Origin of the sequence: Streptococcus gordonii (assembly GCF_001553855.1) — a bacterium.
GTDB classification, from domain to species: domain Bacteria; phylum Bacillota; class Bacilli; order Lactobacillales; family Streptococcaceae; genus Streptococcus; species Streptococcus gordonii.
Genome location: NZ_LQWV01000001.1, coordinates 23,321 through 38,021, shown reverse-complemented (window position 1 = coordinate 38,021; position 14,701 = coordinate 23,321). Strand labels below are relative to the sequence as shown.

15 protein-coding genes are annotated in these 14,701 nt (G+C 38.8%); 13 read left to right on the top strand and 2 right to left on the bottom strand.

What is annotated here, in order from left to right; translation table 11 throughout:
• Positions 1-170: 170 nt before the first annotated feature.
• The 11 genes from AWH02_RS00160 (at position 171) to AWH02_RS00110 (ending at position 8,948) form a co-directional block, all read left to right on the top strand.
• On the top strand, positions 171-617 hold the full coding sequence (locus AWH02_RS00160; protein ID WP_045504207.1) for a LytTR family DNA-binding domain-containing protein: 447 nt from the start codon (positions 171-173) through the stop codon (positions 615-617).
• 5 nt (positions 618-622) lie between these two features.
• The gene (locus AWH02_RS00155; protein ID WP_012130779.1) at positions 623-1,291 is read left to right on the top strand and encodes a hypothetical protein; all 669 of its coding nucleotides are present in this window, start codon (positions 623-625) and stop codon (positions 1,289-1,291) included.
• Positions 1,292-1,416: 125 nt separating this feature from the next.
• Positions 1,417-1,605: a 50S ribosomal protein L28 gene (gene rpmB, locus AWH02_RS00150; protein WP_001140948.1), complete on the top strand. Its 189-nt coding sequence runs from the start codon at positions 1,417-1,419 to the stop codon at positions 1,603-1,605.
• A 174-nt stretch (positions 1,606-1,779) separates the two neighbouring features.
• Positions 1,780-2,145, top strand: coding sequence for an Asp23/Gls24 family envelope stress response protein (locus AWH02_RS00145; RefSeq protein ID WP_012130778.1), 366 nt, complete (start codon positions 1,780-1,782; stop codon positions 2,143-2,145).
• A 2-nt stretch (positions 2,146-2,147) separates the two neighbouring features.
• Positions 2,148-3,812: a DAK2 domain-containing protein gene (locus AWH02_RS00140; protein WP_012130777.1), complete on the top strand. Its 1,665-nt coding sequence runs from the start codon at positions 2,148-2,150 to the stop codon at positions 3,810-3,812.
• A gap of 247 nt (positions 3,813-4,059) precedes the next feature.
• Positions 4,060-4,935, top strand: a complete 876-nt coding sequence (locus tag AWH02_RS00135; protein ID WP_060553905.1) for an ABC transporter ATP-binding protein — start codon at positions 4,060-4,062, stop codon at positions 4,933-4,935.
• Between the two features lie 10 nt (positions 4,936-4,945).
• Entirely contained in the window at positions 4,946-5,680 is a 735-nt protein-coding gene (locus tag AWH02_RS00130; RefSeq protein ID WP_008809645.1) for an ABC transporter permease, read from the top strand.
• 4 nt (positions 5,681-5,684) lie between these two features.
• Positions 5,685-6,785, top strand: a complete 1,101-nt coding sequence (locus AWH02_RS00125; RefSeq protein WP_060553906.1) for a sensor histidine kinase — start codon at positions 5,685-5,687, stop codon at positions 6,783-6,785.
• Positions 6,782-7,381, top strand: a complete 600-nt coding sequence (locus AWH02_RS00120; protein ID WP_060553907.1) for a response regulator transcription factor — start codon at positions 6,782-6,784, stop codon at positions 7,379-7,381. Before AWH02_RS00125 ends, AWH02_RS00120 begins: the two co-directional genes overlap by 4 nt.
• 345 nt (positions 7,382-7,726) lie before the next feature.
• On the top strand, positions 7,727-8,614 hold the full coding sequence (locus AWH02_RS00115) for an SPFH domain-containing protein (protein ID WP_008809642.1): 888 nt from the start codon (positions 7,727-7,729) through the stop codon (positions 8,612-8,614).
• Positions 8,615-8,729: 115 nt separating this feature from the next.
• A complete protein-coding gene (locus AWH02_RS00110; protein WP_008809641.1) occupies positions 8,730-8,948 on the top strand; it encodes a capsule biosynthesis transcriptional regulator in 219 nt (72 codons plus the stop codon).
• Positions 8,949-9,229: 281 nt separating this feature from the next.
• On the opposite strand, the gene AWH02_RS00105 is transcribed toward AWH02_RS00110, so the two are convergent.
• Both AWH02_RS00105 and AWH02_RS00100 read right to left on the bottom strand, forming a co-directional pair.
• On the bottom strand, positions 9,230-9,970 hold the full coding sequence (locus tag AWH02_RS00105; protein WP_060553908.1) for an amino acid ABC transporter ATP-binding protein: 741 nt from the start codon (positions 9,968-9,970) through the stop codon (positions 9,230-9,232).
• Positions 9,967-11,532 (bottom strand): ABC transporter substrate-binding protein/permease, encoded by a 1,566-nt coding sequence (locus AWH02_RS00100; protein ID WP_060553909.1) that lies wholly within the window; start codon positions 11,530-11,532, stop codon positions 9,967-9,969. The genes AWH02_RS00105 and AWH02_RS00100 overlap by 4 nt, the downstream gene beginning before the upstream one ends.
• 212 nt (positions 11,533-11,744) lie before the next feature.
• Here AWH02_RS00100 and AWH02_RS00095 point away from each other — a divergent pair, with 212 nt between their 5' ends.
• On the top strand, positions 11,745-13,736 hold the full coding sequence (locus AWH02_RS00095; protein WP_223358713.1) for a DUF2207 domain-containing protein: 1,992 nt from the start codon (positions 11,745-11,747) through the stop codon (positions 13,734-13,736).
• An 88-nt stretch (positions 13,737-13,824) separates the two neighbouring features.
• Positions 13,825-14,673: an undecaprenyl-diphosphate phosphatase gene (locus AWH02_RS00090; protein WP_060553910.1), complete on the top strand. Its 849-nt coding sequence runs from the start codon at positions 13,825-13,827 to the stop codon at positions 14,671-14,673.
• The last annotated feature ends 28 nt before the right edge of the window (positions 14,674-14,701 follow it).

Below are 14,701 nucleotides of genomic sequence, written 5' to 3'. Positions count from 1 at the left end.
AGCCTTCTAAGAGGGCTTTTTTCTTATCTAAATATTGTGTGAGAAATGATCTAAGGTTATATCGAATGTTTATGACCACTTACCACCTGAAAATAACCACTTACTGAAAATGCCTTGTTTCTTTTTTGAAAATTGTTATAATGAAGTCAGAAGCAAGGAAAGGAGTGGCTATGAAGATTAGGATTGAGCTTGATACAGATATGGCAGAAACTGAAGTCGTTATCCGAACGGCTCAATATGGTGAAGAGGTGGCTCGGATTCAAGCAGCTCTTGAACAAGCCAACCGTCAACCGATAGCTTTCTATAAGGATACAAGTGAATATTTTGTCGATTTGAAGAATATTTTATTTTTTGAAACAGATGGCACTAAAATTTATGCTCATAGTAGGGATGATGCTTATGAAGTCAAATTGAAGCTATACGAATTAGAAGAGAGACTTCCGGCATATTTCTGTCGCATTTCAAAGTCTACTATTGCCAATGCCAAGGCTATTTACGCTTTGGATAAATCATTTTCGGGAACCAGTACTATCCAATTTTATGACACACATAAACAAGTGCACGTTTCCCGACACTATTATCAAATTTTAAAAGAAAAGTTAAACGAAACGAGGTAATTTTCATGAAAAAAACACTGATTGGAATTCTCTTCCTTGGACTAGCAGCATTGGTTTTATTCCAGGGGCAGTTTGGATTTCCTTATTTGAATATTAATATTTGGACTCTTGCAGTGATTGCCGGCTTTGCTTATTTTTCAATTGAGAATTTTGTGAAGCGAAATATGGCTGCTGGTTTTATATTTGGGTACATTGCTTTAGTTATCGCAAATAGTCACTACCACTTCTTGCAAATTTCTAGTGGGACCTTGTTTGCTGCTAGTGTTTTAGCTTGTATTGGTTTAAGCTTGATTCTAAAACCTAAGACGATTTGGCCATCTAGTCGTTTTTGGAAGGAAAAAGCCTTGTCTACAAAAGAAGGTGAAATAGCATTTGGAACTGGGACACGCTATATTCATTCAGAGAATTTCACATATGAAAAAATAGATTGTTCTTTTGGCAGTGCTTCCGTATACTTCGATAATGCGACTATTTTGGGAGAGTCTGCAACCTTCGAGGTAGACTTATCTTTTGGTAACGTGACCCTGTATGTTCCTAGTAAATGGCGAGTAGAAATTGAAGTAGATAATGCCTTTGGTTCTGTTACTAATCCTCGCAATGTCAACGAGAAAGAAAAGACTTTGTATGTCAGAGGTGACGTTGCTTTCGGCTCATTAAAGATTATATATATTTAAGAAAACGGATTAATTTCGAAAGTTTGGAGAATGTACTTGTCAAACGTCAAGTTTTTTGGTAATATAGGAAGGTATGTGGTGCTAGCACATCCGTAATATTAGATCTAATAGGAGGAAACACGATAATGGCTAAAGTATGTTACTTTACTGGTCGTAAGACTGTATCAGGAAACAACCGCTCTCACGCGATGAACCAAACAAAACGCGCTGTTAAACCAAATCTTCAAAAAGTTACTGTTTTGATCGACGGTAAACCTAAAAAAGTTTGGGCTTCAGCTCGTGCCCTTAAATCAGGTAAAGTTGAACGCGTTTAATTAATAAGGTAAAGGAGCCTATCAGGCTCTTTTTCTTTGGGATTGTAAATGAGAAAGGTTTGGATGTATTTTGCTATGCTAATTGTTGATTTTCTAAGTTATTCCCGCCCTTCTCTTTTACAGCCTGTCTAAAATATGGTAAAATAAACTATAAAAACTATCGAGGTACATGTCATGACTGTAAAAATCAATACAAAAGATGGCCAAATCGAGCTGACTGATGACGTCATTGCAACAATTGTTGGCGGAGCAGCGACTGAGATTTTTGGCGTAGTAGGTATGGCTAGCAAGAATGCAATTAAAGACAACTTCCAAGCTCTTTTAGGTAAAGAGAATTACGCAAAAGGTGTTGTTGTGAGAACCACAGAAGAAGGAAGCATTGCAGTTGATGTTTTTGCAGTACTTAGTTACGGAACAAAGATTAGTGAAGTTTCAAAAAACATTCAAGAGCGCGTGAAATTTAGCTTAGAAAATCAACTAGGCATCACAGCACAAACAGTAAATGTCTATATTCAAAATATCAAGGTCGTAGGAGAATAATCGTGACAAATATTACAACTAGTTTATTTCAAGAAATGGTGCAGGCAGCATCAACTCGTCTGAATAAACAAGCCGAATATGTGAATTCTTTAAATGTCTTTCCTGTTCCAGACGGTGACACAGGGACCAATATGGGAATGACTATTGAAAATGGTGCAAAGGAAGTTTCTAGCAAGTCAGCTTCTACAGTGGGTGAAGTAGCTAGTATTTTTGCCAAAGGCCTCTTGATGGGTGCTCGTGGTAACTCTGGGGTTATTACTTCTCAGCTCTTCCGTGGTTTTTCACAAAGTGTGAAAGAAAAAGAGGAATTAGACGGACATGATTTGGCGCATGCTTTTCAGTCAGGTGTAGAAGTTGCATATAAGGCTGTCATGAAGCCAGTTGAAGGAACTATTTTGACAGTTTCTCGTGGTGCAGCAATCGGAGCCAAGAAAAAAGCAGAAGAATCAGATGATGCTGTTGAGGTTATGAAGGCAGCGCTTGAAGGTGCTAAAACTGCTTTGGCTAAAACACCAGATATGTTACCAGTTTTAAAAGAAGTTGGTGTCGTTGATTCAGGTGGTCAAGGCTTGGTCTTCATTTATGAAGGTTTCTTATCTGCTTTGACAGGTGAGTACATTGCCTCTGAGGACTTCCAAGCAACCCCTGCTACTATGAGTGAAATGATCAATGCTGAACACCATAAGTCTGTTGCAGGTCATGTTGCGACAGAAGATATTAAGTTTGGCTATTGTACAGAAATTATGGTTGCTTTGAAGCAAGGTCCAACTTATGTAAAAGACTTTGACTATGATGAATTCCGCAACTACCTAAACGAGCTTGGGGATTCTTTGTTGGTCGTTAATGATGATGAAATTGTAAAAGTCCATGTCCATACAGAAGATCCAGGCCTTGTTATGCAAGAAGGACTTAAGTATGGTAGCCTAGTCAAGGTGAAAGTGGATAATATGCGGAACCAGCATGAAGCGCAAGTTGAAAAAGAAGAAAATGCAGCAAAACCAGCTCAAGAAAAAGAATATGCCATCATTGCCGTCGTAGCGGGTGATGGACTAGCAGAAATCTTTAAGGCGCAAGGTGTTGACTACATTATCTCTGGTGGTCAAACGATGAATCCGTCAACAGAAGATTTCATCAAGGCCGTTGAGCAGGTCAATGCTCGCAATATCATTATCTTGCCAAATAATAAGAATATTTTCATGGCTGCCCAGTCAGCTGCAGAAGTCTTGGAACAACCAGCAGCTGTCATCGAAACACGTACAATTCCACAAGGTTTGACAAGCTTACTTGCCTTTGACGAAAGTAAATCAATTGAAGAAAACCATGATCGCATGACAGCTTCTCTGTCAGATGTTGTTAGTGGTAGCGTGACGACTGCTGTCCGTGACACAACGATTGATGGACTTGAGATTCATGAAAATGACAATCTAGGAATGGTTGATGGAAAAATTGTTGTATCTAATCCAGATATGTTTGCGACCTTGACTCAAACCTTTGAAAAGATGCTAGATGAGGACAGTGAAATTGTTACAATCTACATTGGTGAAGAAGGGGATGAAGACTTGGCCAATAACCTGGCTCAAGATCTGATGGAAAAATATGAAGATGTAGAAGTTGAAATCCATCAAGGAAATCAACCGGTTTATCCATACCTCTTTAGTGTAGAATAATCTATTATTTATTTAATAAGTAGAGATCGGAAAATTTCCGGTCTTTTTTTATGTCATGACATTTGTCATATCAGCTAGTGACAAAATCAACTAGTAGGAAAAATTTCTTTGCCTTATAATATAGTTAACAACATGATAAAAGGTTGCTGTAAAAATTCAAAAAGCATTTGGTCTTTATTCTTATTCCGGCTTTGGAAAAATAAAGGAAAGATGCACAGACGCTTTATCGAATCAAAGGAGGAGCAAAATGGAACTGATTGAAGTAAAGAAGCTTTCAAAAAGCATTCACGGTAAGGAGATTTTAAAGGATATTTCGTTTGAAATCTCCCAAGGTGACTGTGTGGCCTTGATTGGTCCCAACGGAGCAGGGAAAACGACTCTCATGGATTGTTTGCTGGGCGATAAGTTTCTGACAGCGGGTGAAGCAAGGATTCAGGGACTCAAACCAACTGATAATCATCTCAAGCAGTCGGTAGCGATTTTACCACAAGAAAATACAGTGGTGGAGGATTTGAAGGTCAAGGAACTTTTGACTTTCTTCCAAGCAATTTATCCAAATAGTTTATCCAATCAAGAAATTGATGATTTGTTGCAATTTACAGACAAGCAAAAGAATCAGTTGGCCAGCAAGCTATCTGGTGGACAAAAACGTCTCTTCTCTTTTGTTCTGAGTCTGATTGGCCGTCCTAAGATTCTGTTCTTGGACGAACCGACTTCAGCTATGGACACCTCCACTCGTCAGCATTTCTGGGAAATTATTGATCAGCTCAAGAAGCAGGGAGTGACCATCGTCTACTCCTCTCACTATATCGAAGAAGTTGAGCATACAGCAGACAGGATCTTGGTGTTGCACAAGGGTGAGTTGATTCGGGATACAACGCCTTATGCTATGCGCAGTGAGGAGCAGGAAAAACACTTTACCTTGCCACTGACTTATCAGTCTGTGCTGGAAAAGCTGGATAATGTGACTGATTTAGAAATCAAGCAAAAGGCTTTATCTTTTGCTACTAGGGATGCTGGACAGGTCTGGCAGGTTCTTCAGGAAAACGGCTGTACAATCGAAGAGATTGAAGTACGTAACCGTACCCTCTTGGATAGTATTTTTGAAACGACACAAGAATAGGAGAGTAATCATGAAAAATATGGCAAGTCTTATGAAGATTGAGTTGATTTTGATGAAACGGCAGGCTGCTTATTATCTCTTGTCTATTGGTCTGCCCAGCGTCTTTTACCTGATTTTCTCAGGAATGATGTCTGGAAGTGATACGCCTGAACCTGTGCTTCGAGGTTACCTCTTCTCTATGACTCTTTTTAGTATCATGTCTAGTGCCTTCTTTAGCATTCCAAGCACTTTGCAGTCTGATAAAAATAATAACTGGCAAAAAATGATTCAGCACTCGCCAATTTCTATGGTAAAATATTATATATCAAAGCTCTGTAGTACGCTGTTGACTTTTATGCTTTCTATCATCGTAGTCTTCTCGATTGGGCATTTTGTTCGCGGGGTTAATCTGCCAATGGTGGACTGGCTTCTTATTGCCTTGATCCTTCTGGTAGGAAGTGTGGTCTTTATTGCCATGGGGGTATTGGTCAGTCTCTTGCCAAGTGCTCAGCTCATGTCTGTAGTGGGCAATATCGTCTATATGGCACTGGCTGTTCTAGGAGGTCTATGGTTCCCTCTGACTATGTTTCCAAAATGGCTCCAGCCAATTGGTAAGTTGACACCAAGTTATCAACTGATGCAGGTCGTGTCTTCTTATCTAGAACACCATCAGTTTAATGGCAAGGCAGCTTTGATTGTTCTGATTTATACGGTTTTGGTTAGCATTCTTGTGCTACAACTCAAAAAGCGAATTGAGGTAAAATAAAACCATGTGGGAAAAACTTAAACGAGTCCACTATATGTTTCATATTGCGCTGGTTTTTATCATCTTTCCAGTGGCGGGAGCGATTAGCGGGGAATACCCGCTTTTCCTCTTGATGTGGACAGCTATTTTTGTTACGGCTTATTATGCAGTCTTGTTAAGTAACCATCGCCTTATCCAGTTTCTTTCTTGGTGGTTCTTGGTGGCTTACATCTATTATGGTTCTGTCTGGTTAAATGGAGGGTTTACTTGGTACATTTTTTATCTATCCAATCTGCTCATTTATGAATTAGATGATATTTCCTTTAAATCCTGGCGTTTTTTGACCTTTGTCGCCTTGCAGCCTGCTATTGTGATAACTAATTATTTGATGGGGAATTTTGGCCCAGCAGAGCTACTCTTCTTTATTGTAACCTTTCTCTTTTCGGATGGTTTGACTTTTGGTCTCTATCGAATTCAAACTACAGAGCGAATCAAGGAAGAAAAGGTCAAGCAAAATGCCCAGCTGAATCTTTTTATGGCAGAAAATGAGCGCAATCGGATTGGTCGTGACTTACATGATAGTCTAGGACATACCTTTGCTATGCTCAGTGTTAAGGCGGAGCTAGCTCAGCAGTTTTTGCAGATGGAAGCTTACGATAAGGCAGCAAAAGAACTGCAGGAAGTGCAAGAGATTAGTAAGAAGTCTATGGCTGATGTTCGACGGATTATAAATAATCTAAAGGAGCGAACTCTGGATGAAGAACTAGTGACCATTCGAGCTATGCTTGAGATGAGCGGTATTCAGGTAGAAATAGATAATCAACTCAATGTTGCCAGTATCCCACCGAGTCAGCAGTCAACGATTAGTATGATCTTACTGGAGGCGGCGACCAATATCATTAAGCATGCCCAAGCTAAAAAGAGCTGGTTTTCTTTAGTGAAGAAAGACGACAAACTTGTTTTGGACATTCGAGATGATGGTTGTGGTTTTCAAAAACTAACTGGTCAGGAGTTGCATAGCATTCGAGAGCGATTAGTTACTATGTCAGGAAGGGTCGAGATTCTTAGCAGTAAGAACCCGACACAAGTTCGAATAGAATTACCATACGGAGGGAAGGAAGCATGAAACTTTTGTTAGCAGAAGATCAAAGTATGCTGAGAGATGCTCTAGCTCAGCTCTTGCAGTTGCAGCCAGATGTTGAAGAAGTCTATCAGGCAGAGGATGGGCAGAAAGCTATCGATTGTCTCAAGTCAGAAAATCTTGATGTAGCAGTTTTGGATGTGGAAATGCCCAACAAAACTGGACTAGATGTTCTCGAATGGGTCAAGGCTAATCGACCCAACATCAAGGTCATCATCGTCACAACCTTCAAGCGACCGGGCTACTTTGAGCGAGCTGTTAAGGCGGATGTAGATGCCTATGTGCTCAAAGAGCGCAGCATTGCGGATTTGATGAAGACCATCCATACCGTTCTAGATGGGCAAAAGGAATATTCGCCGGAATTGATGGAGGTGCTAATGACCAGTAGGAATCCTCTCTCTCAGCAGGAGAGGCTAGTCCTGCAAGCTGCGGCGACTGGCCTGTCCAATAAAGAAATTGCTGAAAAACTCTACCTGTCAAATGGAACGGTTCGTAACTATATGTCGGCTATTTTGACCAAGCTAGATGCTGAAAATCGAACAGAAGCAGTCCGAATCGGGCAAGAGAAAGGTTGGTTATAAGATCTCGGTTAAAAAAGAAGGTGTCAGATGAATAGCCTTTTGATATTGAACCTTGTCATAGGCATATATCTAAAAGTAAATAGGTTGAATCCTCTAATCCTGTAAGTTCAGAGAATAGCTGACAGGATTTTTTGTTGAAGAAAAAATGCCCATTTCCTTTAGTTATAAAAAGGAAGAGAGTTTCCAAATCACTTTGAAAATATTTTTCTTTTTTGTTGATTTTTCTTTGCTCTCATTTTTGCCTTATGCTATAATACATTCTATAAAAACATGATTTAAAAGGTAGAGTTTAAGCCGTTTCAAGACAGTTTAAAACCCTTTGAATCAAAAAAGGAGAAACACATTATGGGAATTGTTATTCTATTGGTTGTCATCTTTTTAGCTATTTTATTGCTAATAAGTTCCATTTATGTTGTTAGACAACAATCCGTTGCCATTATTGAACGGTTTGGTCGCTACCAAAAGACAAGTTCAAGTGGTATGAACTTCCGTATTCCTTTTGGAATTGATAAAATTGCAGCGCGTGTTCAATTACGTTTGTTACAAAGTGATATCGTCGTTGAAACAAAAACGCAAGATAATGTATTTGTTACGATGAATGTTGCGACACAGTATCGAGTAAATGAAAATAACGTTACAGATGCCTATTACAAGCTGATGCGTCCTGAGTCACAAATTAAGTCATATATTGAAGATGCCTTGCGTTCTTCTGTTCCTAAATTGACCCTCGATGAGCTCTTTGAAAAGAAAGATGAAATCGCACTTGAAGTTCAAAAACAAGTGGCTGAAGAAATGTCTACTTATGGATACATCATCGTTAAAACATTGATTACAAAAGTTGAACCAGATGCAGAAGTTAAGCAGTCTATGAATGAAATCAATGCTGCTCAAAGAAAGCGTGTCGCTGCTCAAGAATTGGCTGAAGCGGACAAGATCAAAATCGTTACTGCTGCTGAGGCTGAGGCTGAAAAAGATCGTCTGCACGGGGTTGGTATAGCCGAGCAACGGAAGGCTATTGTTGATGGTTTAGCAGATTCTATTAAAGAGTTGAAGGGTGCCAATGTAGAGTTAACGGAAGAACAGATTATGTCTATTTTGTTGACCAACCAATACCTTGATACACTGAATAATTTTGCAGATAAACAGGGAAATAATACAATCTTCCTGCCAGCAAATCCTGATGGAGTTGAGAGTATTCGGACTCAAATTTTATCTGCTTTAAAAGCTAAATAGAAGTTATCAGAATATTCTGAAATATTTAATTTCCGTTTACTATCTTGTTCTTATTGACAAATCAACTAAAAAGCTTTAGAATTAAATATCGATAATAATTAGATAGGAGAACGAAATGGCAAAAACAAGTTTTGAAAAAGTAGAAGCAGTCGTAGGTTGGGTTCGTGAAAAAAAATTAACAGGTTACCGTATCAGTAAAGAGACAACAGCCCGCGAAATGTCTATTATTGCTCTAGCTCAAGGTCGTGCTCAAGTTAAAAATATCTCATTTGAAACAGCTCTTAGTTTGATTGACTTTTATGATAAAAACCACGATAAGTATGAAGATAAATAAGGAGTAGGCATAGCCTACTCCTTTGTTTATTTACACAATAACAAACATTTTTTTACAGTTGTTTTTAGGGGCATGTGTTTGTTTGTAGATAAAAGTTTGGAGAAATTATCTAATAAGTCTAAAAATGAATGGCTTTGTCTTTAAACTAGACATTCAAAATGCAAGTTATTTGAAAGTTAAATAGTTTGATTTAAAAATGAATAAAAACACAGAATGAATATCTACCATTCTGTGTTTTTTAGTTGGTCGTTAAGTTAGAACTTATTAGGTATTTTTTTAGATTATTTAAGATAGCGTTGAAGGAATTCTCTGGTACGTTCTTCCTTTGGCTGAGTGAAGATAATTTCAGGTTTAGCTTCTTCAGCAATGACTCCCTTGTCCATAAAGATGACTCGATGCGAGACATCTCGAGCAAATTCCATTTCATGGGTAACGACGATCATGGTTAGGCCTTCTTGAGCCAATTCTTTCATGATCTTTAAGACTTCGCCAACCATTTCAGGGTCCAAGGCAGAGGTCGGCTCATCAAAGAGAATAGCATCTGGATTCATGGATAGGGCGCGAGCGATAGCGACACGCTGCTTTTGACCACCTGACAATTGTTTAGGCTTGGCTTTCCAGTATTGTTCGCCCATGCCTACTTTTTCGAGATTTTCTTTAGCAATCTTCTCTGCTTCAGATCGTTCGCGTTTGAGGACAGTTGTTTGGGCAACGATTGTATTTTCTAAGACATTTAGATTTTCAAATAGATTGAAAGATTGGAAAACCATTCCTAGTTTTTCACGATAGTGCGTTAAATCATAATTTGGTTCAAGGACATTTTGACCTTTGTAAATGATTTCTCCAGCGCTAGGTATTTCAAGTAAATTAATAGAGCGAAGGAAGGTTGATTTCCCACTTCCAGAGCTTCCGATAATGGAAATAACTTCTCCCTTGCGAACGGTGAGTGAAATATCTTTTAGGACTTGATTTTCACCGTAGGACTTTTTCAAGTGTTTGATTTCTAAAATTGTTTCTGTCATGGTTTCAATTCTCCCGTCTGCATTTGATTGGCTCCGGTGGTGTAGCTATCAGTATCAAAACGATGCTCAACATAACGAAGGATTCGGGTTACTGTAAATGTCAGAACAAAGTAGATAACGGCGATGATGGTGAAGGTTTGGAAATACTTGTAGGTTTGAGTCGCTATGGTATTTCCAGAGAAGTAGAGCTCTACTACAGAAATAACATTCAGTACGGAAGTATCTTTAATATTGATGACAAATTCATTCCCTGTAGCTGGTAGAATGTTGCGAATGACTTGTGGTAACACGATTTTTCTCATGGTTTGTCCGTGGGTCATGCCAAGAGCAGTAGCAGCTTCAAATTGTCCTTTATCAACAGCGAAAATTCCTCCACGTACGATCTCACTCATATACGCACCGGTGTTAATGGAAACGATAAAAATAGCAGCAATTGTTCTGTCGATTGAAATACCAAATGCTTGGGCAGAACCGTAGTAGATGACCATGGATTGAACAATCATCGGTGTACCGCGGAAGATTTCAATGTAGACATTTAGGAACCAGCCAAATAGTTTTTGTAAAATAGCAAGAGCTTTATTTTTTGATGTTGGAGCAGTACGGAAAACTCCAATGAGAAGTCCAATCAATAAACCTGTGATGGTTCCTGTGATAGAGATGAGTAAAGTTAAGCCCGCGCCTCTAAGAAATTGAGGCCAATTTTCTTGCCAAATCTTTGTGACTTCTTTTAAAAAGTTTTGTTTTTCTTTGGCAGGTGTTTTTTCTACAGGCTGTTTCTTGATCATCTCATCCATTAACTTCACTTGGTCTTGAGAGCTAATTTTAGAGATCGCTTCATTGACTTTTGCCATTCGTTGATCATCTTTTTGCATCCCAATTGCGATGGAAGCATCTTCTTTTCCAACCTCGAAGCCTTTTTTGAATTGAATCATCTTAAAGGATGAATTGGCTGCTTCTGCTGTCAAAGCTTCTGGACGTTCAGAGATGTAGCCATCTATCACTCCAGATTCGAGGGCTTGGCGCATTTGAGCAAAATCCCCCATTGCAGTTTCTTGTTTAGCTCCCTTGAGTTGCGAAATCAGATTGTAGAGGTAAACTCCTTGTTGGGAGGTGATTTTAGCTCCCTTAAAATCATCCAGTGTTTTGGCTTGGGCATACGCTCCATTTTTTTGGACAAGAACAACTGGTTCGCTGGTATAGTAACTGTTAGAGAAGGCAATTTCTTTCTTTCTCTCTTCAGTTGGGCTCATACCTGCAATAATCATATCGATCTTTCCGGAGGTCAAAGCGGGAATTAATCCATTCCAAGATGTTTTAACAATGAGGGGCTTTTTCCCAAGTTCTTTTGCGATTTTTTTTGCCACTTGAACATCGTAGCCATTGGCATATTGGTTGGTGCCATCTATTTTGACAGCGCCGTTTGAATCATCGTCTTGGGTCCAGTTAAAGGGGGCATAGGCAGCCTCCATTCCAATTCGAAGGTATTCATCCGCCTGAACAATCTGGCTGGCGCCAAAAGTCAGCAGAATCAAAGATAAGATGCTAAAAAATATCTTTTTCATGGGTTCTCCTATCTATCATGTTAAAAAGTAAGTTCTTTCTATTGTACAAGAAAATGTCCTTCTTTTCAATCTTAGAAAGTCTCTATAAGAAAAAAATGATATAATGAGATGAAAATGAAGCCGAGGAATTGATGCTAATTGAATAGTAGGATAGCTGACCTCCTAGCTTCTTTTCGATAATAATTCCTGAATGTGCATGAGGATAAGTGGAATTGGCAGTATATAAAGATGCATCCGAGGGAAGTGCTAGTGATGATTTTGAAGGAATAGAATGGAGAAAACACGTGAAAAAAAGATTACTATTCATTATATCCATCTTATTTTTGGTGACTTTACTGATACCTTTTAGGGGTAAGGCAGCTGAAATTGACAGTCGAATTGAACAATACAATGGGAGATTGGAAATCCATCAAGACAATACAGCAACTTTTATCGAAGAGGTGACCTATGTCTATGATGATCCCTACAATGGTCAATACATTACCCTAGGGCGGGCGGGAAAGGTGCCCTCGAATTTTCAAATAGAATCTAACCCTTTGGTAGAAATTGAGACGAATGGCAAAACCAAGGAACCCGAAAGTATTGAGGATGTACCGATTGAAGACGGGAAAAAACTCAAGATATATAATTCTGGAAATAGTGGGGATCGAGTTAAAATCAAAATTACTTGGCAATTAAAAAACCTTCTTTTTCTGTATCCGGATGTAGCTGAGTTAAATTGGATTCCAATTTCTGACTGGGAGGTTGGGATGGATCATGTCTCATTTGTGGTCACCTCTCAGCTGGATTCTAGTGCTCGCTTGGTTGCTCATACTGGTTTTTTCAAAAAAGATCCAGAAGTAAAGAAAATTGAAAATGGTTTTGAAGTAACTTTGGATTCTTTAGGAGCTAGACACCATTTTGAACTTCATGGTATCTGGGATCGGTCGCTTTTTAGTCAATCATTAACCAATGACGCTGGTACTACAAATCGACGGGATGGTTTTGAAAAACAGGAGCAGGACATTGTCCGAAAAACGGTATTTTATCAGAATCTAGTTTACAAGATACTTCCGGTGGTTTTCTTAGTTATTTTTGTGATTTCTATATACTATTTGATTCGGTATTTTAAGAAGACTCGTCAAAAAACAAGCTTTTCGGATCAGGCTCGACTTTATGAAGTTCCACAAGATCTTCCACCCATGCTAGTAGCTCTAAATATCTATGATGTAGATATCGAAAAGGTAGGGCCTGTACAAGGCAAAAAGGGGCGCCTATTATTTTCTAACTTAATTCAGGCGACCTTACTTGATCTGGTAGATAGAGGGAATCTCAAATATGTGACAGAGGGCCAATCTCATCGCTTAGAGATTGTGCATTATGAAGGGATGGCAGGTTTTGAGTTGACTTTTGTGGAGATGGTATTCGGTGATAAGAGCTCCGTTGAACCAGATACGATGTTTTCTGCCTATCAGATTGACAAAAAAATTCTCAAAGGAGTTAAGGATAAGGACGACGAGGCAGAGGTTCGTAAGGAAGGGAGCGATAAGAGATATCGTTTTATCAAAGATTTACGCAAATTATCAAATAATATAAAAGAAGAGGAACAAAGACTGGGCTTACATCCGCATTTTCGTAGTCTAAACAAGGAAGAAGAAAAAATGAGGAATCGTGGTTGCTTGCTCTATCTCTTTGTTTTTCTGCTACTAATGTTTTCTTTAATTGGATTTGGTTTCCTATTTAGGGAGTTCTTTTGGCAATATTCTTTGGGATTTTTGCTGGTCTTGATTATAGGAATTCCTTTGAATGCCCTTGTGACCAAACGTAGCGATAATCTCCTGAATGAAGATTACATTGATGAAGTGGTGGAGTGGCGGAGTTTTGCCAATATGCTTCGCGATATTGCTAAATTTGATAAAACAGAAGTTGAGGGTGTGATTCTTTGGAATCGTCTGTTGGTCTACGCTACTCTTTTTGGTTATGCAAAACGAGTCAGCAAGGTGATGAAAGTCCAAGATATTCATCTAGAAAATAAAGAGCTAGAAAGATTTGTTTTGACGGATCAAAGTCTTCATTTTGCGGGTGGTGTTAACCTGCTAAACTCCTATGTTCAAACTGCTAGTTCAGCAAGTACTTTCTCCATATCAAGTGGAAGTGATTCAGGCGGTTTTGATGGTGGTGGCTTCTCTGGTGGAGGAGGCGGAGGGGGCGGAGGCTCCTTCTAGAAATTCCCCAGTGACACAGTTTTTAATTGAATTTTTTATCGATGTTTTTTATAATTTTTAAAGTATAAAAGTAAATTTAGGAGAAAAGATGTTCTTCATTGAGATTATAAAGTCCGTTATTTTTGGAATTATCGAAGGGATTACAGAATGGTTGCCCATTTCTAGTACTGGACACCTGATTCTGGTTCAAGAGTTTATTCATTACCAAAAGCAAAATGCTGCTTTTATGGAAATGTTCAACGTGGTTATCCAGCTGGGGGCTATCTTAGCTGTTGTCTTCATTTATTTTGATAAGCTCAATCCTTTTAAACCGGATAAAACACCCCGCCAAGTTCAGAAAACATGGCAACTCTGGGCTAAAGTAGTAGTGGCTTCCTTGCCAGCAGTTATAATAGGAATTCCACTTGATAACTGGTTTGAAAAGAATTTCCATAATTTTGTTTCTGTAGCAATTATGTTGATTATTTATGGGATTGCCTTCATTCTTATAGAACGACGTAATCAGGAAGTAGAGCCAACTGTGACAAATATAGAGAAGCTTCCTTACAAAACAGCTCTCTACATAGGTTTCTTCCAAGTTTTGTCGCTCTTTCCAGGGACCAGTCGGTCAGGAGCAACTATTGTTGGTGGTCTTTTAAATGGAACTAGTCGTTCTGTTGTGACAGAATTTACCTTTTTCTTAGGAATCCCAGTTATGTTTGGGGCTAGTGGTATTAAGGTTCTGAAGTTTATCCTAAAAGGAAATAGTCTTGATTTGGGTCAATTGACTCTCTTGCTGGTGGCTATGATTGTGGCCTTTGGAGTGAGTATGTATGTCATTCGATTCTTGACTGATTATGTGAAAAAACATGATTTTACCGTGTTCGGTAAATATCGGATTGGCCTGGGCGCTTTATTGCTTATTTATTGGGTTTTTAAGGCTTTGTTTGCAAAATAAACTGAAAGAGTTGGGATGCCAGCTCTTT